Genomic DNA, 20770 nt, shown 5'->3' on the forward strand with positions numbered 1-20770 from the left:
GGCAAAATTATTTTAATTAAAAAAAAATGAATTCAGCCTTACAACAAGATTTAAACGATTTTGAAAATATACTCGAAAAAGCAAAACAACAGGCAATAGGTTTTTTAAATGACCTTGAAAATATCCCAACTTCCAAAAAAGAAACAATTGATACCAACCGTGAATTAAACCAGTCAGGTTTGGGATCTTTGGCAGTTTTAGAAGAATTTAATAATAGACTGGCACCCCTAATGGTGGCTTCTCCAGGGCCAAGATACTGGGGTTTTGTAACAGGTGGCTCAACCCCGGCTTCGATTGCCGGAGACTGGCTGGCTTCAGTTTACGATCAGAATACACAGGCAGTTACAGCGCAGGGAGGAAATTCGGCTTTAATAGAATTTGAAACAATCCATTTACTTTTACAGTTATTAAAACTTCCAAAATCTTTTTTGGGAGGATTTGTGACTGGTGCGACGATGTCAAATTTTACCTGTCTTGGAGTTGCCAGACAATGGTTTGGTAAACAATTGGGGAAAGATTTTGCTAAAAACGGGATTTCAGAACCGATAAATATCTTAACAGCTACTCCACATTCTTCTTCGATAAAATCATTGTCGATGCTAGGAATTGGAAGTCAGAATTACACTACAATCAAAACAACATCGGGAAATCGTGAAGCAATTGATATTGAAGATTTAGAAAAAAACATCAAAAAGTTAGATGGAAAGCCTTTCATCTTAATTTCAAGTGCCGGAACCGTTAATACAGCTGATTTTGACGATTTTGAAGCCATTTCAAAACTCAGAGAACAATATAATTTCTGGTGGCATATTGATGCTGCTTTTGGAGGTTTTGCAGCAGTTTCAGAGAAATACAAACATTTTGTAAAAGGCTGGGAGGAAGCAGATAGTATTACGATTGATTGTCATAAATGGCTGAATGTTCCTTACGAGAATGCTTTTTATTTGATAAAAGAGCAGCATACCTCTTTACAAATTGAAACTTTTCAGAATTCAAATGCACCTTATTTAGGAAATCCCCTCGAGAACTTTAATTATCTCAATGTACTGCCGGAAAATTCAAGACGTTTAAGAGCTCTGCCTGTTTGGTTTTCTTTGCTGGCTTATGGTAAAGAAGGTTTTCAGGATATAATTGAAAACAGTATTGCTCTGGCTTTGCATTTTGGAAATATGCTTATCGAGGATAAAGTTTTTGAACTTTTGGCACCCATCCGTCTCAATAATGTCTGTTTTACTTTAAAAGGAAACCACAATCAGGAAAAAGTATCTGAGTTCCTGATACAGCTAAACAATACAGGAAAAGTATTTATGACACCAACAGTATATCAAAACCGAAAAGGAATAAGGGCATCATTTGTCAATTGGCGAACAACTGAAAATGATATTCGTATTGTGATTGATGAAATGAAAGAAGTTTTTTCGAAAATTTAAAATCCTAAATCTTACTTAATTTATTGGCAATGTTTGCATCATAGCAACGTTTCAGTTTTTTTAAAGACTAATTTTAAAAGAAAGAACCTGCTTAAAGCAGATTCTTTCTTATTCAAAAAAAATAAAAAACAAAAAGGTAACTATGATTTAAATTGTATGAATAAATCAGCAATTTTGTGAAATTCAATGCAAAGATAATATTATTTATAACAAGTCTAAATAAGTATAATTGATATTTTCTAAAAAATTTGTTTGAATTGATTATTAGGTAATTACATAAGACAATTTATTGTAAATTAAATTTTTCAATAAAGCATGTTAGTTTATATAAAAATGAATTCCTATTTATTGTTTAATATTTAGCTTTAATTTAAAAAAATGGTACTTAATGTAAAAAGACATATCGGGTTATATTTCCTAATCTTTTCTAATGTAATTTTTTCACAACAAACAGGTCGTAAAATTTCACTTTGGGAAAATGGTGCTCCCGGTTTTGAAAATCGTAAAGATGAACCGGAACAGGCTCAGGACTGGTGGGTTAGAAATATTCATAATCCATCAATAACAGCGTATTTTCCGGAGAAGCCAAATGGGATGGCGGTACTTATTTGTCCCGGAGGAGGTCATGAAAATCTGGTTTTTAATTCGGAAGGAAAAGATGCAGCAGTTTATTTCAATAGCATCGGAGTGACGGCTTTTGTTTTAAAATATCGTTTAGCCAGAACAAAAGATTCCCCGTACCAATTAGAAACTCATGTTAAGCAGGACGCCGAAAGAGCTATGAGACTAATAAGAAGCAAAGCAGCTGAATTTAAAATTGATGCTAACCGAATTGGCGCCATGGGATTTTCAGCAGGTGGAGAAGTTGTTGCCCTGATTGCTTATAATTCTAATAATGTTTTGAAAAATACGTCTGATACAATAGATAAATTAGACGCACAGCCCAATTTTCAAATATTAGTATATCCCGGGCCTTTATTCATTCCAAAAGAGATTAAGGCTGATGTACCTCCGGCTTTTTTAGTAGCAGCAAATGATGATTTATGTTGCTCCGCACCGATAGTTGAACTGCTTAATGGATATCGAAAAGCAAATGTTTCGGTAGAAATGCATTTGTATGCCAAAGGCGGACATGCTTTTAATATGGGGAAAAGAGCTAAAACAAATTCGCTGAAAACCTGGTCACAGCGATTGACCGACTGGTTTGAGGATACTAATTATTTTTTGAAATAAGAATTTTAAATTTGATTTGTAAGTTATACTTCAATCATCATCAGGTAGACAATAAAACAATTAGCCCGGATGTTACTCCGGGCTAATTGTTTAAATACATTAATATTTTTGTTGCTATATTAAAATTTAAAATGAATACCCAAGTGTTAAGAGCCAATTTGATGGTGCCCCGGGAAACAATCGAATGTAGTCATACCCGCCAACCCAATAGGTCTTATTGGTTATATTATTGGCATTCAACTGAATTTTAAACTTATTGATACTATAATACAAAGCAGCATTAAATAAGGTATAGCCTGGAATTGTCTGTGTTATGGTTTGACTTAAATTACGGGTCGTTACAAAATTAGATCCCATTGCGATTCCAAAATCTTTAAGTGCACCATCTGTAAAATTGTAACGAGTCCAGATATTACCCTGCTGAACGGGTGTGTTAGGCTTTTGCCTTCCAATTTCGGTTGCTTCCGGACTTTCTGTTATATACGCTTCATTATAAGAATAGGCAGCTGAAATACTCCAGTTTCTTGTAATACTTCCGTTTACATCAATCTCAATACCTTTAGATTCTTCTTCTCCAATAGCCCGCATTAATTCCGGATTTGTAGTGTCATTCGCAGGATACAAAGTGTTTTTCTGCTGAATTTTAAATAAGGCTACCGTTACGAAAAGTCTTTCTTTGAACCATGAAGATTTTCCTCCAAATTCAATCATATTACTTTCTAACGGGTCAAAAGGGCCTCCTGCGTTTGGATTTGATAAAGAGGAAGCCAATTGGGGATTATATCCTTTTACATAAGTTCCGTAAAGATTAATGTTTGGATTAAGCGTATAGGTTAAACCAAAACGCGGTAAAAAAGAATGTTGCTTTACTTTTTTCTCAGTATCTTTTTTATAATTCTCTTTATCGGTATATTCATCATAACGAACTCCAATTAAAGCCTGAAAAGCCCCAAATTTTACATGATCCTGAAAATATACGCCATACAATGAGTAATAGGTAGGATCAAATGGACGAGCTGTATAAAAATATTTGCTCATATCCTTTAATTGCTGTGATCCTGATGGATTCGTAAGGTCAAAATGTGCAACGTTTGGTACCGGATTTCCTTTAGAATCTAATAAATAAGCGCTTTTGTCATTAGGTTTATAGGTTGCGATAAATCCTGTGTTGGCAGCATTTCGATATCCGGATGCCTGCAATTGAGAACCGCCGGGAGGAACATTCTCCTGTGCATAATCGTAACCGGCAATCAGGTTGTGATCGAAAATTCCGGTTTTAGCCTGATACTTTAAAAAAGCAGAAAGATTATCGATATAACGTTTACGCTTACGTTGAAAAACCTGCATTTCGATTGCTGTTGAAATTGTGGTTCCATCTCCAGCAGAAGCATATTTATTAGCACCGCGATGTTCCAGCAGATCTTCGCTGTAGCCTGTACGTATATAGGAAGCTGAAAAAGATAAACGATCCGTAAATTGGTGATTTAATGAAGTTGTTACGATGTAGGTTTCCTCGTTTAAATAATCGTTTGTAGAATTTAAAGAGTTGGAAATCTTTGTCGAGTACAAATTATTTTCATAGGTAGACTGACCACGATCCAGGATGCTTTTTGAAGAGGTATAAATCAAATCAAAATTGACACTTGTTTTATCATTTGGTAGAAAAGACAATGATGGAGCCAGCACGATATTTTTATCAAATTGTAAATCTCTAAAGGAATTGGCGTTCTCATACCCCAGATTCAGACGATACAAAAGAGATTTGTCTTCAGTAAGCGGACCAGTAAAATCGGCCAGAGCCCTCAATGTATTAAAACTGCCTGTAGAAAAACTCACGCTGTTGGCCGTTTGGTCTAAAGGTTTTTTTGTAACACGGTTTAAAACTCCTCCAGGGGACGCATTTCCAAACAGAGCTGAAGATGGGCCTTTTAAAACTTCAACACGTTCTAAATAATTGGCAAGCGGCTGTTTCCAAAAACCTGTTGAGGTTCGCATTCCGTTTAATAACTGGGTATTACTTCCTCCATTAATGCGAAATCCTCTAATAGAGATATCATCATAAAAAGTAAACTGACTTACCCCGCTGAAATTTTTTACAACTTCGCCTACGCGAATGGCACCCTGATCTGCGATTAACTCTTTTGTGGCATAAGAAACTGCCTGAGGTAAATCTTTTAAGGCAATTTCTGTTTTGGCTCCAATAAAAGATTTGGTATTTTTATAGGACTTCTCTTTTCGTCCTGTAATTTCTACTGTCTGGAGCGTATTGATGTTTTTTTGTAAAATTATAGAAACTTCTGCATTTTCATTTTCATGCAGCTCGATTGTTTTTTCGAAAGCAGAAAATCCCATTGCCGAAAAAGAAACAGTATAAGATCCCGGTACAAGGTTCGTGATTTCAAAATTTCCGTTATCATCAGAAATAGCATTTTTTTTTAAACTTTTAATCGAAATAGAAGCATACGAAACAGCTTCATCATTTTCGGAAATTATCTTTCCCGTAATTTTAGCATTTTGTGCCTGACCTATATTGAAAAAGGCTAACAATACTATTAAATAAGTAAACTTCATGGCGGTTATTTAAATTTTAGACCGCAAAAGTATAATAATTTAGACTAAATAAAAATAAAAAAATTTATGAAATGCAATTCTCTTAAGTTCTAATATTATTTTTATCAAATATATTATAAATTAAAAAACAGAAGTGACCTTGTTTAAAGGCACTCCTGTTTTTAGTTAACCGCGTTGCAAACGCTACCTTTTTTTCTATTAATTTAAGCAGATACTCACTCGTTGTAAACGATTACTAGTTTGCGCTAGGTGTTTCCTAAATTGTTAATGGTAACTTTAGCCATTTTAGGCTTTCTCTATCAGCTTTTTAATTTGAACATTTATCATTTTACCAAAAGTTCGGCTTATTTGATATAATTGTTCTTTTACTACCGGCTTTGGTTTAAAAATAAATTGTCCTGTGTCATTTACAGGAGAAACGATATCGTTAGCCTGAACAATCTCATCTAATTCTGCGGGAGTATAATTATTCATTAATACAGATTTTACACCGAGAAAATAAGGACTATAATCTATTTTGGTTTTTATTTGATTCCATTGAGCAGCAGTTACACCGTTACTTTGATTAGCCAATTTGTCTATATAATTGTTTACATAGCCTTTTATTTCATTTTCTATTTTTATTTTTTGCATGAATTGATCGTATTTGTCTTGTGCAAAGAATGTTGTGGTGACTAATAATAATGTCACTAATACTATTGTTTTCATTTTATATTTTTCTATTAATTATTGAAATGAACTAAATCCTTTGGATAATATTGATTGTTGGCAAAACTGCTATCATCTAAAGACAAAATCTTAACTACGGCAGCAGCCTCAAAGCTCCAATAACCGCTATATATATTTGCTTTGCTTTTATGACTATTGTATGAATTCATGTCTTTGTGATAAAAGCTTTTTTCTAAGAAAAATTTCACCAATTTTGCAGCCTCGTTTTTATCAGATTGCTTTGTAGCTTTACGCAGCTTATCATATACTTTTAGGATAACTGATTTGTCCGTGTCATACTCTTCGGCTCTTTTTTGTTTACGATCTGGAAAACGTGCTTTTATAATAAATTCATACAAATCATCACTGATGTTATCACGATCGATTATATTTACCAGAACGTTGAAATCTGTTTCAGGTATATCAAGCAAATAAGCTAAAGATAAATATTGTAATATTTCCTGATGAATATGTACATAATATTGATCTAAAAAGATTTTATTGCCTGCATCAATTTTTCCCTTGTTATCTACAATAGCTTCGTTCAATAATTGAATTCCATTAGAAATATCATTTTTAAGTTCTTGTGAAGAAGCTGCTCCAATGGAATATTTAGCACCTATAATTTGTAGACAATCATAAGTCATCATTTTTTTTACGGATAATATTCTGTCATCTTTAATTAAACCATCATTTAGCATATTTAGGCTTTTATCCATAGATTTATACCTGCTATTAATTAATGATTCAAAGTAATTTTTATCTTTTAGTTTGTCTCTCATCTTTTTTTGTTTTAATGTGGTTAAGGTGTCCATATACTGCCAATATTTCCCGCAGAATCAACCAATTTATACACAACATTTCCATTTGGGCCATGTGTGGCTAAAACGCTAGTGTATCCTGCATCTATAATATCATTGGCTAAATCATGATCTCCAATAGCATCTCCTAGTTCTGTCCCTCTTTCAATCCAGTCCTTCGACTTGCTCCATACTCTTTATAAAAGTTAAATGAGCTAAAATTGGATATGTTAGCAGAGACTTTTTGCAAACTTGTCACTTACATAAAATTAAAAAACTGCGCAAAGTTTGACTTTACGCAGTTTAGGATTAATTATTTTATCGTATCCGTCACAATGAATGCACCCTTATCTCTTTCTCTTTCTTTTGCATATATAGTAATTAATGAATCCCGCTCCCTTATACTTTTAGGACTAACTTTAAAAGGACCTATTACACGATACAAAGAATAAGAATCGTTATTCTTGTCTTTTAAGACAATTGAATCGCGAGAATAATTTGCAATTTTCATTATAAATCCTCCCATATTAATTGTACTGTCGTTAATAAACCACCATTTGTTGTAATTCCCATATTTATCTGGAACTGTATCAGTAATTATAATATTTCGAATGTCATTAATATCTACATTATAACTTTCATAAATACCTTTTTTTGAGAAACTATATGAGTTATAATAAACAGGACGTTTATCTCTAGGACCGGAGACATTCCAATACTGGATGCTGTCGTTGGTAAGTATTTTGGTGATTTGTTTTTGTTTATTATTACAGGATAATAAGCAAAAAAACAGTAATAGTATTACCGTCTTAGTCTGCTGTGCTTTTAAGTTCTTTATATTCATATAATGTATTGTTTGTCGTTCCATAATCCTTAATAAAATTTAAATTGGGTATGCTAACAGGGACTTTTGCAAACTTGTCACTTAAATAAAATTAAAAAACTGCGCAAAGTTTGACTTTACGCAGTTTAGGGTTAATTATTTTATCGTATCAGTCACAATGAAAGCACCTTTATCTCTTTCTCTTTCTTTTGCATAGATAGTAATAAGCGAATCCCGCTCCCTTATACTTTTAGGACTAACTCTAAAAGGACCTATTACACGGTACAAAGAATAAGAGTCGTTATTCTTGTCTTTTAAGACAATTGAATCGCGAGAATAATTTGCAATTTTCATTATAAATCCTCCCATATTAATTGTACTGTCATTAATAAAATTCCATTTGTTGTAGATTCCATATTTATCAGGGACTGTATCTCTGGGTATGATATTTCGGACATAGTTAATATCTATATTGTACTTTTCATAAATTCCTGTTTTTGAAAAACTATACGAATTATAATAAACAGGACGTTTATCCCTAGGTCCAGATATATTCCAATACTGGATGCTATCGTTGGTAAGTATTTTGGTGATTTGTTTTTGTTTATTATTACAGGATAATAAGCAAAAAAACAGTAATAGTATCACCGTCTTAATCTGCTGTGCTTTTAAGTTCTTTATATTCATAATGATTGTCTTTTATTTGTCCATTTATACTTGTTGTAAACCTTAAACTAGCTACACTTGCATTTGAAAAAAGAATATTGTAAATTTTCACTCCGCCTGTATTTTCATCATTGTATTTTTGCATCGCAGCTACTATTCCGTCATTATTCATTCCTGCCTCAAATGCTCTTGAAGAGTTAAATATTCTAATCATATATTGGTTAGCATTATTAATTTTATGCCAATCAGAAGTATTTTTGAAATCAGGATCTGAAGCTTGTAATAAATAAATATTGGCATGGTCTTTAAATTGGTAATTAGGATCACCAGTTTTAGTGTCTTGCCAATGTAAGACTTCATGCTTTATAATTGATTTAAAATCATTTACATTGTCAAATCTCCCTTCTGAAAATGCAGTAGCCCTTACGGTTAAAACTCCATTGCCATACCAGGCAACATCATCTCCATCTTTACCTTTTTCATTTATTGTTTTTACTATTCCGGTGTATCCATATAATTCTGCATAATATGTTACGATTTTACCAAAAGCAAGTTGTATAACTTCTGTTCTTAATAAACGGGGCGGGTTTACATATTTTATAAAAAGCTACACCTTTGCAGATGTAGCTTTTATAACCTATTTTTATTTTAATATCAAAGACTAAATCCAAATACATTTATCTGGCAGATAATACTTTTAGTAGATTTTTATAAATTAAAGATTATCAGGATTAATTAATACATTAACGTAAAGAAATTCTAAAATATCGTTATCAATAGGTTTCTCTACAACGACGTCATCTAAATACGAAGGCAAACAATAATCAAATGTTTTGACCCCGTTTTTATAGATTGCAAAATAATCTATCCCTAATATATGCTCTGTTAGACCATTGTGTCCATATTCGCTTATATATCTTTTTACACTTGGCTTAGGTGCAAAATTTATAAATATTTTATTTAACACAGGTTTGTAATTTATAGATTTAGTGGTTTTTATTGTTGCTCCGCTAAGCCGTCCAAGTTCTAAATTATAATAAGTGTAATTATTGTTTATTTTGCTAATAACAACTACATACCCTACTTTTCCTTCCCATATAAAATATTCCTTTCCTGTTAAATTAGGAATGGTGCTTAATACAAGATTATTTACATTGTTAAATGATTGTAGTTCTTCTGAACTTTGAGCATAAAATACAGTAGTAATCATGCTTATTAATAGAATAATTGTTGTTTTCATAGTTGTTTTTTTAAAAATTTATCTAAATGAAGGTAAGGCAGTTGTATGGTTAGGTATAATTTGTCTTGGTTGTTTGCCATGATCAAAACCATTCCTTTGTTTTGCTGGTTGTCCTAACAAACGCCATACCATATTTTCAAAAAGAATAGCATCTTTCTCATCATGGGTATAAGTAGAAGTTTCTATTGATAAAGGCCTGCCATGCCCAAAAAATTCATGTAAAGCAGTTACTTCATCATATTTTGGAGATGTAGTATCTAAAGCAGAGACGATAGTCCCATATAATTTAGCTGTAGCACCACCGCCATAAAAATCTAGTAATTCTTTCGAAGTAAGACCGTCTCCTGACGCTAACAAAGTAGTCTCTAATGTGGAATTTAATTTGAATGCATTTGCAACCTTACTGTAGTTAGTAATAACAACCCCTGAACTTCTTTTTAGCAAAGTTTCTGTAGAAAAATACTGAATCGTCATAGACTTATTTGAATTTATTGTGTTAGCTACAATTGTAGCAAATATTTTTTGATCACCTTCATTAAGGTCATTTAATGCCTCAATTAATTTATCTTGTGGTATTTTAGAAAAAAATTCTTTATTATCTCTGGGTCCTCTTTTTATTAGAGCTTTAAACTTGTTAAAGTTAGGGCTTTTATCCAAAACATTCACAATGCTTTCGTGAAGTTTCCGGGCATCAGACACACTTGCTCCACCCACACTGGTGGCATTAGGATCTGGGGAATTTTGGGAACAAGAGTTACAGGTATTCACAACTGTTTCTGGAGTATCATTAGGTAAAATATTTATGCTTACTTCACCACCATATTGACTCATATAATAGTAACCCTGGCCAAAAGGGAAATCATAAAAATCATAGCTATAATAAGTTGGACTGACAGCACTACTTCCTATATTTCCATTACTTCCGGTATTTCCAAATATTGCCGTACTACCTTGGCTATCTGGGATTCTGTAATACGTTCCTACTTTAAACCGATCATCAGTAGCATTGGGTGTAAAATAATAAAATATATAACCCTGATCATTTTTAAATTTAGTAAGAGTTCCAATATGTGTTATACCATCAGATGTCTTAAAGATCTGATTAGTTTTAACGCTTATATTATAAGTCGACTTATTATCATTTACTAATTTATCAAATTCTTGTTTTGTAAGTGGTTTTGCAGAAGAATTTGAACCTCCAGATGAACTGCCGCCACCGCCGCCACCGCCACCGCCGGAACCACCGGAACCACTGGAGCCAGCTGTGCATAGTTCAGCATCATAAGCAGTACTCATAGGATTACATACATCATTATTTGTTTCACATAATGGATCATAAGGATCATAATTGTCACTTGTATGATCGCAGGGATTAAGATATGGACCCTCACCATAATCGCCGCCATCTAATTGTCCAAAACTACTTTGTCCTATAAAGAAGAATAGGAATGTAAAAGCTACTATTAAATATTTCTTTTTCATAGTTCCTATCTTTTAATTAAAATGGTCGTTTTTATTTCTGTACCATATGTCAATCGTAATATATAGTAGCCTGCAGGTGCATTTAGGGTAAGACTTCTGGTTTGTGTTCCCTGCTCCAGATTTCTCCATTGCTGGCGATATAATTCTCTGCCTGTATTATAGTAAATACTTACGTCTACATCAGCAGGTTTTGCCAAATCGAAACTCAAATTAAAATCTGTTACTACCGGATTTGGATGTATGACCACAGAAGAAATGACTTCCTGAACGTCATTTGTTTTGATTTGTTTTTTCTCTAAAATCAGGTACATCGGTTTTTCGTTTTCACGCTCTTTGATGTTATAGAGCTGCAGGTTGCCTACCATAAAAAGGGATTCATCGGTTTGCAGTAATTGCAGTTTGGCATCCTTAAATTCATAACTATTAAGGCTGCCTTTGTAAAAATGTTCGGTACGGTCTACTTTAGAATCTTTAAATACAATTGCATCTTCTTGTATCTGGGCGTTAAAAATAACAGTATCTCCATCGGTTTCTTTCCATTCACCTGTTAGTTTTTTGCCATTCTGACTCAAATCTATCTGCAATGGAGTTTTACTTATGATATTTTGGCCGCTAAAGTCATAACGCAATACATAGCCAATATAATTGCCGGAAATTTCGGTTGCAATAGGAGCCTGCTTTACTTTTTTAAAAGTTTCGGGAGCTTCAGTTTCGGTAATGGTTATAACTTCTGAAATTGGAGCAGAGATGGTTTTCACCTGGGTTGGGTTATAATTTTCAGCTTCAGGATCATCCAGTTCCATTTGAGATGGTTTTACCCCCATTGCTGCTGATTTGCTAAGGTAGAATTTGGCTTTTTCCAAATCGATAGCTACTCCATAACCATTTCTGTAACAAAGCCCTAGCATATACATTCCCCATGGATTGTTTTTTTGTACTGCCACTTCAAAGTGTTTTATGGCAAGACTGTAGTCTTGGGTACAGCCAAATCCTTTGTAGTACAAATAACCTTGTAAATAACTACAGTGTGTACTTCCTCTTTCGGCACCCTGCTTAAAAATGTTCATCGCCAGAGGATAATCCTGCGGCACTCCATTTCCTTTCATGACCATTCGCCCCCATTCAGTATAAGCAGAATTGTAACCTGCTGTTGCTGCTTTTTCAAAATACTGTATTGCTTTTAAGGGATTTGTTGGGGTACTTACACCTTCGTGGTATAATATTGCCAGATTGTACCAGGCCTTAGGATAACCAGTCTTTGCTGCTTTCTCAAACCATTTTATGCCTTCCTGTTCGTTGACAGCTACGCCGGAGCCCTTAGTGTAAATAAGTCCCAGCGCATTCATGGCTACCGGATTGCCTTGTGATGCTAGCTCAGTATAACTGGCTACCGCTTTTTCCGGGTTATAGTTTTTGCTTCCTTTTACGAGCTGTAGTCTTGCCATTGCTAATGTTTTGCTAATGTCCGGGGATTCCTGCGAATGTCCCAGCATGCTGCTTAGGAGCAGTAATAGGCATACTCCTTTTTTGGTAATTTTCTTCATTGGTTTGTATTTAGGTTGATTGTTATTAATATTGAGTTGAATTAAAATTGTATTAACAGATTTACCATGCCAAAGCATTTTTTGCATTTTCACTTTTAGCTTTGCTTCGGCTTAGAGCATCTAATTGCAGTAATATTTCAGGTTTTTTTTGCTCAACATCACGAACTAAAAAACGGGTTTCAGAAGTTTTCCAGTTTTTGTTTTTTTCTAATGCGATCAATAATTTCAGATGGTAATTTGCGAGTTCAGGCATTAGTTTTTGCTGGTCTGCATTTTTAGTCAATCCTTCTGATTCTAATGCTGCCCAGCTTTGATTGGCTTTTTTAATGGCTTCATTTTTGTTTTTGAGATTAAGCCATTTGTTCATTTGCTCTGAGGTTACAATTTTGGCTATGTTCTCAAATTCTGACGGTAATGGTTTGGGAGTTGTAAAGTTTCCTTTTAAATCATTTTCTTTATTCTCAATTATGATTTTTTCAAATGCCAGGTATTTTACGAGCAGGGTATCTATTTGTTTCTGGCTCAGGTTCAGTTCTTTTTCAAATTGAATCAGTGAGGCATATTTGTTATTAGCATGTTTTTGGTCTTAAAGGATTTTTGAACGGATTAGCAATGGCGGTTCCATCATTGTTGCTTTCAGGCTCAGAAAGTCCTGTTTCTTTTTTTCATACAGTTCTGCTTTTTTATCCAGAAAGCCATTTTTAGCAAAATGAAAATCCACGAGCTGCTTAAATTCTTCTTGCTCCTTATCCGGAGTATTTATTTTTAATTTTAATATTCCCTGCCAATCTGTTCTGGCATCTGCAATCGACTGGTCTTTGTAGGTAGATTTTACTACATCAACATATTGTTGTTTATTTAATATTTTAGATAGTTTACGATTGTAAAATTGGATTGTTTCTTTTGTTGATTTTTGAGGGGTAGTACTGAGAGAATCATTAAGCTGGCGTATTTTATTGATTTGTTCCGGCTGCAATTTTAAATACGGGGCGAGGATTAAAGCCGCCAAAAACCGATTGTCTTTGTCCATTTCGTAATTATACTGTTCCATTTCTTCTACAGACAATATATTCTTTAGGAATGTTTTGTCAATAGAGTTGTAAATATGCTTTTAATGATTCTGCAGGAGCGCCAACAGCTAAACCTGCATTAACAATACTATCAGTCTTCATAAATTTTTGCGCCATTTTAATTTGCTTATCTTCGCTCAAATTGACTTTAGAGATTACATCGTCTATTTTATAAACAATATGTGCAGGATAACGTTTACTAACATTTGGGCTAACCTGTGCCTGATTCAGGATAGGCAGGAACAGCAAGCTTAAGAGTAATTTTGTCATTGGTATTTTTTTTTAGTTATTTAAAATTGATATTGTAATTGATATTGTAATTGATACTTTTAAAACCAAAAACGTTCGCCATTCTCTTGTATAATAAAAGGGCGTTCCAGTCCTCTGGAATCACTGGCAAGAAAGAGGAACAAAGCATTTTTAGGGGCTTTCTCAAACTTCATTTCGGTTACAGGGCTGGTTACTGTTTGCTTTCCTAATGTTTTCCAGCTGTTGTCCCAATACAGGAGCTGGTAGGTTATCCCCAATTTAAATTTTAAGTATTTTTCTTTTTCGGCTATTAGTACTTCGCTGGTTTGTGTAAGGTCGGGCTGTAATACTTTTGTGGTAGTATTGCCAATAACAACAGGAGCGCCTGCGGGTGTTAATTTACCATTGCTGTAATATTGCGGAATAATGACTGTTTGTTTGCAGAGTTTCGTAAAAACGGTTTCATTTTTTTCTGTTTTCCCCCACCAGAAAGCTCTCCATGCCAATCCGTTAAACGTGGTTGCGTATACAATTTTAGGCTGGGCTGCTGTAGGATACAGAGGACATTTTACGGTAGTAGTCTCCCAAAAATCATTGGTTACATCAATGTAATTTTGCTGTTGCAGGAAGCCTTTCGGTATATTGCTTATATCTTCGATACGGGCTAATGTTTCAGGATTTTTAGAATACGTCAGTCGGATTACTTTAGCAGGTTCTCTTGCCAAGTTCTGGCGAAAATCCTTTGTCCCATAATCGCAATTAAGCATTTGTCTATTTTCATCAAAAAAAGTATTGGTATAATGGCCTTCGGTTGCCGTTGCCCAAAACGGAATAATGTTAACTGCCGCAGGAATACCTTGTGAGCGCATAGTAAATACACTCATACTGGCAATATCGGAGCAGGGACCTTGTTTACGAAAAAGCAATTGAAGACTCCCGAGTCTTGGCAAAGGCTCGGTACGTTTTTCTTTCCAGTTATTGACAAACCAACTGTCATAATTATCTTTAACATATGGCAAGGTAGCTTGCAAGCCCTTGGCAGAAATTTGCTCATTTATCCACTTAAATTTGTCCGTGTAGGCAGGACGCCAATCTTGTATAGGTTCTACGCTTACTCTATACGGCAAAATATATTCGCAAAAATCATCAAATGAAGTTGTTTTTATTGCGGATGATCTCCATGCCTTAAAAGCATTTTCTAAATTTTGAATTAAATAATCCCCTTTTATGGTTTCAATATCTTTATAAAAAACAGGTTTGGGTTTTAGTCCTAGATTTTGCTTTTTTATGCTTTCAAATGCGATTTTTGATTGTTCAAAATCAGTATAATCCAATTCGTTGTAGGCAATCCTATTATTGGCACTATCTTCCCAATAATAGTCTGATGAAGAATGAATATCCATATTGGCAATCAAAAACTGCATGGCTTTTATTTTCAGGGGATCACCGGTTTTGTTACTGTATTCTAATGCTTTTTCTAATTCGGATCTATTGTTTCCTGCTTTTTTTAAAGCGGTTTCAACAGGAGGAGCATATTGTGCCTGAGCTAGAATAGGAAATAGAAAGAATAGGGTTTTGAAGAGTCGCCAGGACCATATAACCGGATTTTGATGTTCCTTTTTTTTAGCAGATTTTTGATTATGCATAGTGTTAAATTTGGTTTTGTAGTTAGTTTAGTTTACTTGCTTCTTTTGCTTTTCCAAATTTTTTAGTAAAGTCCGGCACATGTTTTTGTATTGATTGACTTTTTCAGATGGTATTTTGGGTTTTAACAAGACGATGTAATTTGCTAAAGCAATTGCTTTGGCGGTTTCTTTATTTTTCAAATAAGCTTTTAACAGTCTCATTTTGTACGAGAATTTTGCCGGATATAAAGCCGTTAATGTTTCGTATTGCATAATGGCCTGTGGATATTGTTTTAATTTTTCAAGACAAATTCCAGCTCCATTATAAATATCCGGTAATGAACTTAAGGATTGCGCTTTCTTAAAGCAGTTTAAAGCCTCGCTGTAGCTATGATTTTGAAAATAAACTGTACCATAGTTTTTCCAGTAATTGGGATTTTCTTTTAGATAAGGTTCTAAACCGGGCATGATTTGTAAAACTTGTTGGTAATCTGCATTTTTGATTAGAAGTGTCGTTTTTTTGTTTAAGCTGTCTGCTCTGGCCATACCAAGAATAAGGTATGCTGAATATAGGCTGGCAGCAAGCATCCCTGTTTTAGAAAGAATAGATAAAGTTCTTCTGTTTTGAAGAAATGATAGTTTTAGAAAAGGTGTATTTTTAAGGGTACTGCAAATAATAGCAGTATAGATAATAGCCAAACACATTACCGGTACAATCTGAATGGTAGAATTAACCATTGACATTGCAATAAAAGATACAGTTGAGGCATACGCTAAATTGAAATAGCTGTTTTGAGGATGAAAAGGTGTTTCAGTCTTTAAAATAGTTTGATTTACTTTTTTTTGCTTTAGGGCAAAAAGAATTGAACCAAAAAATAACGAAATTAATAACACGCCTATAATACCGCCTTCAACAGCATTTTGAAGTAGTTCGTTATGCGGCATGATAACTGGACCTGCATTGATTAATTCTTCAGGAGAGGCTTTTCCAATTTTAATGTAATTGGCCTGATGCAAATTATATTCCTTTTCAAAAAATCCATAACCATAACCTATTAATGGTTTCTCGGGTATCATTTGAGCAGACAATTTCCAGATCAATTTTCTGCCATCAGCTGAAGCTTTTTTTGCATTATATAATTGTGAACTTAATGGAATAACAATCATTAAACCCAAAACGAATAATGCTTTTGCAGTGATATTATTTTTTTTGTTTTTTATCCAGTTTATAAATTGATATTCTAAAGTATAAAAAATGATTACAGATAATATTGTACCAATAAAAGCTGCCCGGCATTTGAGTAATAGTAGTGCGATTAATAAAGATGAAAATCCGCACAGGACTGCTTTTTGGTATTTTTCCTTAAACAAATACAGGAAAATTGGTACAGTGAGAGATAAAAAATGGCAGTTACATTCGGGTTATTCCAGCTGCCTGTAACAGCGATTAGTTTGTTTTCGCCTTTGCATACTCCCAAAAATTGTAAAATGCAATACAAAGATTCTATGGTAGAAATTCCTGCAATCCCGAGGAATAATTGTTTGAATTTAAAATTGGGAATACTAAAAAGAGCGGTCGCACTAAGTAATAAAAAATAAAGGACAATGGAGTAAATTGTAAAAACCAAAGTTGCTCTTTGTGCCGAATAATTAAACAAAACATATAGGCACCATAACCCAAATAAAAAAACGGGGAGTTTGAAGTAGGATTGTTTATTTAAGGGTAAGACAAAAATGGAAATAATGGTAAAGAGCGAAACTGCTATGCAAAATCCATAGTAGGCAAGAGCTGTCGAATTGTAAAAATACGTTGAATTAAGAAGTGTGACTACAATGATTGCAAGAAGCAAAATGGTTAGAATCTGGTTAGCGGAATAAGAAATATATTTCAATTTTTTAACATTAAAAATAATTAGGGCGTAAAAATATGGTTAAAATAATGAATGAGTAATACCTTAATTTGGTGATATTTGTGTTTTTTACATTTATTAATTTTAAGTTTTAAAAATGTTATATTTAGTAGCGTTTAAAATAACCTTTTGATATGATGAACTTTCCAACTCTGATGGGTATTAACTCTGGATCAGCTTTTCTGCTTGGTTTTATACTTTTTTTAAATAATCGAAAAGTAAACGTCAAAGCCAATAAATACCTCGGATTATTTGTTGTTACCCTGGGGTTTACCATGTTGGAAATTCCGTTGTTTTATCAAAAATTTCATTTGCAGCATCCTTATCTTTTCGAAATGATAGGGTTGTCAAGATTTCTGACTGCTCCGTATGCTTTATATCAGTGTTCTCTATTTTACGTCTATACATAAAAAATTTGAAAAGAAAATTTTATGGCACTTTTTACCTTTCGCCATTTTTACGATATTCAGGTTTCCCTTTTTTATCACCGGAAAAAATATAGAATTCAGTTATGAAAACGGCAGTATAGTATTTTTTGTCCTGCGAATTGCATTGCCTCTGCAGGCTCTTATTTATTGGTGTTTGTCTTTTGGCAGATTGCAGAAACATCTTAAACATCTGCAGCAGATTTCATCTTCAACAGAGAAAACAGATCTTATCTGGTTGAAATATTTTTTACTGATTTTGGTATTAATAATATTGGTTTGGTTCAATCTTGTATTTTTCAACTTAGAGTACCTCATTCAATTTACACCTTTCATTTATCTTTTGAGTGTCTTTTTTTTAGCCTATTTTTCTTTGCAGCAAAAAGAGATTTTCGATTTTAGCAAACCCGAATTAAATGAATTATCATCTGTTCAGTTATATAAAAAAGACAGTCCAAAAAGAGTGTCTGGTAACAGATTAAATGAATTAGATGAAAAATTAAGAATGCTTACAGAATCAGAAAAAATATATTTGGAAAATGATTTAAGTCTGCCCGGTTTGGCAAAAAGATTAGGAGCGAGCTGCAATGAAGCCTCTTTTGTAATCAATGAATTGTATCAGGATAATTTCTATAATTTTATAAATAAATACCGTATTGAAGAGGCAAAAAAAATGCTGTTGTCTGATAAATATACTCAATTGAATGTTTTGGGAATTGCTTATGAATCCGGTTTTAATTCTAAAACAACGTTTAATACCACTTTTAAAAAACATACCGGAATGTCTCCAACAGAGTTTGTAAAATCAAATACGAATCTGATAAAAAAAGAAGCTTAATTACGTTCGAAAGGGTACATCGGAACATTTACTAGCTGAGTAATATTCAAATTTGCAGCATAGTAACTCAAATACCGATAACCATGTTAGAACATTCATCTTTAGAAATTCAAAATTCAATCTGGAAAAAATTTTTCACCACTTTAATTCTTGGACTCGAATTTTCCGCTTTATTATTACTGCTTGGCAATGGGGGCAATATTCCCTGGTTTCCGCCTGTTTTGGTTTTTTCTTTAATTGGAATTTCATTGTCCGGCGTATTGATTTTTCCGCTGATCTGGCATTTATTAGAAAAAAAACAAAAAATCAATTCAACAAAACTATATGGCATTTTGTACAGCGGCATTCGATATTGCATCGCTTTTACTATTGCTGCTTTTGGCTGGAAGAAATTTTACGGGCTTCAGTTTATTGTTCCGGCAGAAATTGCAAATATGCCTATGAACCGACAGACAGGCGAGTGGCTAACCTGGTTTTATTTTGGGTATTCACATACTTTCGGAATCATAATAGCAATGATACAAATAGCGGGAGGATATTTATTGTTGTTTAGAAAAACCTTATTAATTGGAGCCATAATTTTGTTTTCTCTGCTTTTAAATCTGACCTTAATTAATATTTTTTACCATATGAATGCCGGTGCTTTATTACAATCGATATTGCTCACAATTGGTGTTTTATTTTTGATTGCCTTAGACTATAAAAAGCTTTTAGCGTTTTTTCTAAAGACAAAATCTAATTTACCTACATTAAACTTCAAAAATGAAATTTTGAAAAACATACTTCGGGTTTCCGCTATTATATTATCATTATTATTTACGATTTATCTCAAATCATTGGTTAAATAAAAAAAGAAACTCGTTTTAAATATTTTAAAACGAGTTTCTTTTTTATCTGAAATAGAAAGTATTATTTAGTGATTTCTCTAAATACAGCTTCCAGATTTTTATTTTTCTGATTCAATTGTAAAGTCTTCAATCCATTATCGTGCGCAAAATCAAAAACAGCCGGACGCATGTCTTTATCAGCTAAAAAAGTTAATTCCCATAAGCAATCATGTATGTTTTTAAATGATTTCAAATGTGGAATTGTAGCAATGACCTGTTCTTCAATTTTATAATCAAATTCAACTTCGATCACCTGCTCTTTGTCTGCTGAAATTAAATTGTCGAGTTTTTTATCCGCTACAATTTTTCCTTTGTCAATAATAATTACACGATCACAAATAGCTTCGACTTCCTGCATAATGTGTGTCGATAAAAATACGGTTTTATCTTTACCAACATTTTTGATCACATTTCGAATTTCAATCAATTGATTAGGATCCAGACCTGTAGTCGGCTCATCTAAAATCAAAACATCAGGATTGTGTAATAAGGCATTGGCAAGTCCTACACGCTGGCGGTATCCTTTAGATAACTGACTGATTTTTTTATGGCTTTCGGGTGTTAGTCCTGTAAGTTGAATTACCTCTTCAATTCTGGATTTGTCAACTTTATAAACATCAGCATTAAAAGCTAAATATTCGCGAATATATAAATCCAGATACAACGGATTGTGTTCTGGTAAATAGCCAATAGAGCGCTGTACTTCTTTGGCATTTGTCACGACATCATGACTATTTACAATAGCTGAGCCACTATCGGCAAGTAAATAAGTAGTCAAAATTTTCATCAAAGTAGATTTTCCGGCACCGTTTGGCCCCAAAAATCCTACGATCTCTCCTTTTTCAATTTTAAAAGAAATTTCATTTAAAGCTTTTTGCTCTCCGTAACTTTTTGATATGTTGTTTACTTCTATCGACATGACTTTTTATTTACTGCAAAAGTAAACAGAAATAGTATTGATTGCTAAAATTTTATGTTTTAAAGAAGTTATAAAAAACATCTCATCTAAAATTAGATATTCAATTACTGTAGGAATACAATAGTTTTTTATTTAAAGTTTAATTTTTTTTGAAAATAAAAAATTCTGATTTAGCCCGATAGGAACGGCATCCTTTTTCTGGCTCCTTTAGCCGGGAAAAGATATAGTGAATAGCGGGACAGGTGTTATAAGAATGAAAATAGTATGCTTCAAAAAAAAGCCAACAAAGTGAAGACGAAACGAATCATAACTACAAGAGTCCGACTTCACCAGTTGGCACTAAAAACAAG

At 33.4% G+C, this 20770-nt stretch carries 20 protein-coding genes; 5 read left to right on the forward strand and 15 right to left on the reverse strand.

The window, feature by feature from the left end:
- Nucleotides 1–26 precede the first annotated feature (26 nt).
- Together BXU10_RS09670 and BXU10_RS09675 are read left to right on the forward strand one after the other, a co-directional pair.
- Nucleotides 27–1430, forward strand: a complete 1404-nt coding sequence (locus BXU10_RS09670; RefSeq protein WP_078227151.1) for a pyridoxal-dependent decarboxylase — start codon at nt 27–29, stop codon at nt 1428–1430.
- 378 nt (nt 1431–1808) lie between these two features.
- The gene (locus BXU10_RS09675; protein ID WP_078227152.1) at nt 1809–2663 is read left to right on the forward strand and encodes an alpha/beta hydrolase; all 855 of its coding nucleotides are present in this window, start codon (nt 1809–1811) and stop codon (nt 2661–2663) included.
- Between the two features lie 126 nt (nt 2664–2789).
- Here BXU10_RS09675 and BXU10_RS09680 read toward each other — a convergent pair whose 3' ends face one another.
- The 14 genes from BXU10_RS09680 to BXU10_RS09745 form a co-directional block, all read right to left on the reverse strand.
- Nucleotides 2790–5234 carry a TonB-dependent receptor gene (locus tag BXU10_RS09680; RefSeq protein ID WP_078227153.1) on the reverse strand — a complete coding sequence of 815 codons (2445 nt, stop codon included), beginning with the start codon at nt 5232–5234 and terminating at the stop codon, nt 2790–2792.
- Between the two features lie 285 nt (nt 5235–5519).
- The gene (locus BXU10_RS09685; RefSeq protein WP_123921972.1) at nt 5520–5942 is read right to left on the reverse strand and encodes a hypothetical protein; all 423 of its coding nucleotides are present in this window, start codon (nt 5940–5942) and stop codon (nt 5520–5522) included.
- Between the two features lie 14 nt (nt 5943–5956).
- Nucleotides 5957–6724, reverse strand: a complete 768-nt coding sequence (locus BXU10_RS09690; protein WP_189328074.1) for a PoNe immunity protein domain-containing protein — start codon at nt 6722–6724, stop codon at nt 5957–5959.
- Nucleotides 6725–7055: 331 nt separating this feature from the next.
- The gene (locus tag BXU10_RS09695; protein ID WP_123921973.1) at nt 7056–7586 is read right to left on the reverse strand and encodes a hypothetical protein; all 531 of its coding nucleotides are present in this window, start codon (nt 7584–7586) and stop codon (nt 7056–7058) included.
- A 135-nt stretch (nt 7587–7721) separates the two neighbouring features.
- Nucleotides 7722–8252, reverse strand: coding sequence for a hypothetical protein (locus tag BXU10_RS09700; RefSeq protein ID WP_078227157.1), 531 nt, complete (start codon nt 8250–8252; stop codon nt 7722–7724).
- Nucleotides 8218–8832 carry a hypothetical protein gene (locus BXU10_RS09705; protein ID WP_078227158.1) on the reverse strand — a complete coding sequence of 205 codons (615 nt, stop codon included), beginning with the start codon at nt 8830–8832 and terminating at the stop codon, nt 8218–8220. The genes BXU10_RS09700 and BXU10_RS09705 overlap by 35 nt, the downstream gene beginning before the upstream one ends.
- Nucleotides 8833–8946: 114 nt before the next feature.
- Nucleotides 8947–9471 carry a hypothetical protein gene (locus BXU10_RS09710; RefSeq protein ID WP_078227159.1) on the reverse strand — a complete coding sequence of 175 codons (525 nt, stop codon included), beginning with the start codon at nt 9469–9471 and terminating at the stop codon, nt 8947–8949.
- Nucleotides 9472–9489: 18 nt separating this feature from the next.
- Entirely contained in the window at nt 9490–10953 is a 1464-nt protein-coding gene (locus BXU10_RS24990; RefSeq protein WP_078227160.1) for a hypothetical protein, read from the reverse strand.
- Between the two features lie 5 nt (nt 10954–10958).
- The gene (locus tag BXU10_RS09720; protein WP_189328075.1) at nt 10959–12497 is read right to left on the reverse strand and encodes a T9SS type A sorting domain-containing protein; all 1539 of its coding nucleotides are present in this window, start codon (nt 12495–12497) and stop codon (nt 10959–10961) included.
- A 61-nt stretch (nt 12498–12558) separates the two neighbouring features.
- Nucleotides 12559–12864, reverse strand: coding sequence for a hypothetical protein (locus BXU10_RS09725; RefSeq protein WP_078227162.1), 306 nt, complete (start codon nt 12862–12864; stop codon nt 12559–12561).
- 219 nt (nt 12865–13083) lie between these two features.
- A complete protein-coding gene (locus tag BXU10_RS09730; protein ID WP_078227163.1) occupies nt 13084–13563 on the reverse strand; it encodes a hypothetical protein in 480 nt (159 codons plus the stop codon).
- 22 nt (nt 13564–13585) lie between these two features.
- The gene (locus tag BXU10_RS09735) at nt 13586–13837 is read right to left on the reverse strand and encodes a hypothetical protein (RefSeq protein ID WP_078227164.1); all 252 of its coding nucleotides are present in this window, start codon (nt 13835–13837) and stop codon (nt 13586–13588) included.
- Between the two features lie 59 nt (nt 13838–13896).
- Nucleotides 13897–15462, reverse strand: coding sequence for a transglutaminase-like domain-containing protein (locus tag BXU10_RS09740; RefSeq protein WP_078227165.1), 1566 nt, complete (start codon nt 15460–15462; stop codon nt 13897–13899).
- A 27-nt stretch (nt 15463–15489) separates the two neighbouring features.
- Nucleotides 15490–16782 carry an O-antigen ligase family protein gene (locus BXU10_RS09745; RefSeq protein ID WP_223255459.1) on the reverse strand — a complete coding sequence of 431 codons (1293 nt, stop codon included), beginning with the start codon at nt 16780–16782 and terminating at the stop codon, nt 15490–15492.
- On the opposite strand from BXU10_RS09745, the gene BXU10_RS25235 reads away from it, so the two are divergent.
- From BXU10_RS25235 to BXU10_RS09760, 3 genes are all read left to right on the forward strand, one after another.
- The gene (locus tag BXU10_RS25235; protein ID WP_223255464.1) at nt 16697–16882 is read left to right on the forward strand and encodes a hypothetical protein; all 186 of its coding nucleotides are present in this window, start codon (nt 16697–16699) and stop codon (nt 16880–16882) included. The two genes, BXU10_RS09745 and BXU10_RS25235, sit on opposite strands and share 86 nt — an antisense overlap.
- 838 nt (nt 16883–17720) lie before the next feature.
- Entirely contained in the window at nt 17721–18614 is an 894-nt protein-coding gene (locus BXU10_RS09755; RefSeq protein WP_078227168.1) for an AraC family transcriptional regulator, read from the forward strand.
- Between the two features lie 83 nt (nt 18615–18697).
- A complete protein-coding gene (locus BXU10_RS09760; protein ID WP_078227169.1) occupies nt 18698–19462 on the forward strand; it encodes a hypothetical protein in 765 nt (254 codons plus the stop codon).
- Nucleotides 19463–19523: 61 nt separating this feature from the next.
- On the opposite strand, the gene gldA is transcribed toward BXU10_RS09760, so the two are convergent.
- A complete protein-coding gene (gene gldA / locus BXU10_RS09765) occupies nt 19524–20420 on the reverse strand; it encodes a gliding motility-associated ABC transporter ATP-binding subunit GldA (protein ID WP_031454327.1) in 897 nt (298 codons plus the stop codon).
- Between the last annotated feature and the right edge of the window lie 350 nt (nt 20421–20770).

This window comes from Flavobacterium sp. LM4 (assembly GCF_002017935.1).
Lineage (GTDB): Bacteria > Bacteroidota > Bacteroidia > Flavobacteriales > Flavobacteriaceae > Flavobacterium > Flavobacterium chungangense.

Bases quoted from the DNA above. Each gene is read 5' to 3' on its own strand.
- BXU10_RS09670 (WP_078227151.1), top strand. From the start codon at position 27: ATGAATTCAGCCTTACAACAAGATTTAAACGATTTTGAAAATATACTC.
- BXU10_RS09675 (WP_078227152.1), top strand. From the start codon at position 1,809: ATGGTACTTAATGTAAAAAGACATATCGGGTTATATTTCCTAATCTTT.
- BXU10_RS09680 (WP_078227153.1), bottom strand. From the start codon at position 5,234: ATGAAGTTTACTTATTTAATAGTATTGTTAGCCTTTTTCAATATAGGT.
- BXU10_RS09685 (WP_123921972.1), bottom strand. From the start codon at position 5,942: ATGAAAACAATAGTATTAGTGACATTATTATTAGTCACCACAACATTC.
- BXU10_RS09690 (WP_189328074.1), bottom strand. From the start codon at position 6,724: ATGAGAGACAAACTAAAAGATAAAAATTACTTTGAATCATTAATTAAT.
- BXU10_RS09695 (WP_123921973.1), bottom strand. From the start codon at position 7,586: ATGAATATAAAGAACTTAAAAGCACAGCAGACTAAGACGGTAATACTA.
- BXU10_RS09700 (WP_078227157.1), bottom strand. From the start codon at position 8,252: ATGAATATAAAGAACTTAAAAGCACAGCAGATTAAGACGGTGATACTA.
- BXU10_RS09710 (WP_078227159.1), bottom strand. From the start codon at position 9,471: ATGAAAACAACAATTATTCTATTAATAAGCATGATTACTACTGTATTT.
- BXU10_RS24990 (WP_078227160.1), bottom strand. From the start codon at position 10,953: ATGAAAAAGAAATATTTAATAGTAGCTTTTACATTCCTATTCTTCTTT.
- BXU10_RS09720 (WP_189328075.1), bottom strand. From the start codon at position 12,497: ATGAAGAAAATTACCAAAAAAGGAGTATGCCTATTACTGCTCCTAAGC.
- BXU10_RS09725 (WP_078227162.1), bottom strand. From the start codon at position 12,864: ATGAACAAATGGCTTAATCTCAAAAACAAAAATGAAGCCATTAAAAAA.
- BXU10_RS09735 (WP_078227164.1), bottom strand. From the start codon at position 13,837: ATGACAAAATTACTCTTAAGCTTGCTGTTCCTGCCTATCCTGAATCAG.
- BXU10_RS09740 (WP_078227165.1), bottom strand. From the start codon at position 15,462: ATGCATAATCAAAAATCTGCTAAAAAAAAGGAACATCAAAATCCGGTT.
- BXU10_RS25235 (WP_223255464.1), top strand. From the start codon at position 16,697: ATGATTACAGATAATATTGTACCAATAAAAGCTGCCCGGCATTTGAGT.
- BXU10_RS09755 (WP_078227168.1), top strand. From the start codon at position 17,721: ATGCTTTATATCAGTGTTCTCTATTTTACGTCTATACATAAAAAATTT.
- BXU10_RS09760 (WP_078227169.1), top strand. From the start codon at position 18,698: ATGTTAGAACATTCATCTTTAGAAATTCAAAATTCAATCTGGAAAAAA.
- gldA (WP_031454327.1), bottom strand. From the start codon at position 20,420: ATGTCGATAGAAGTAAACAACATATCAAAAAGTTACGGAGAGCAAAAA.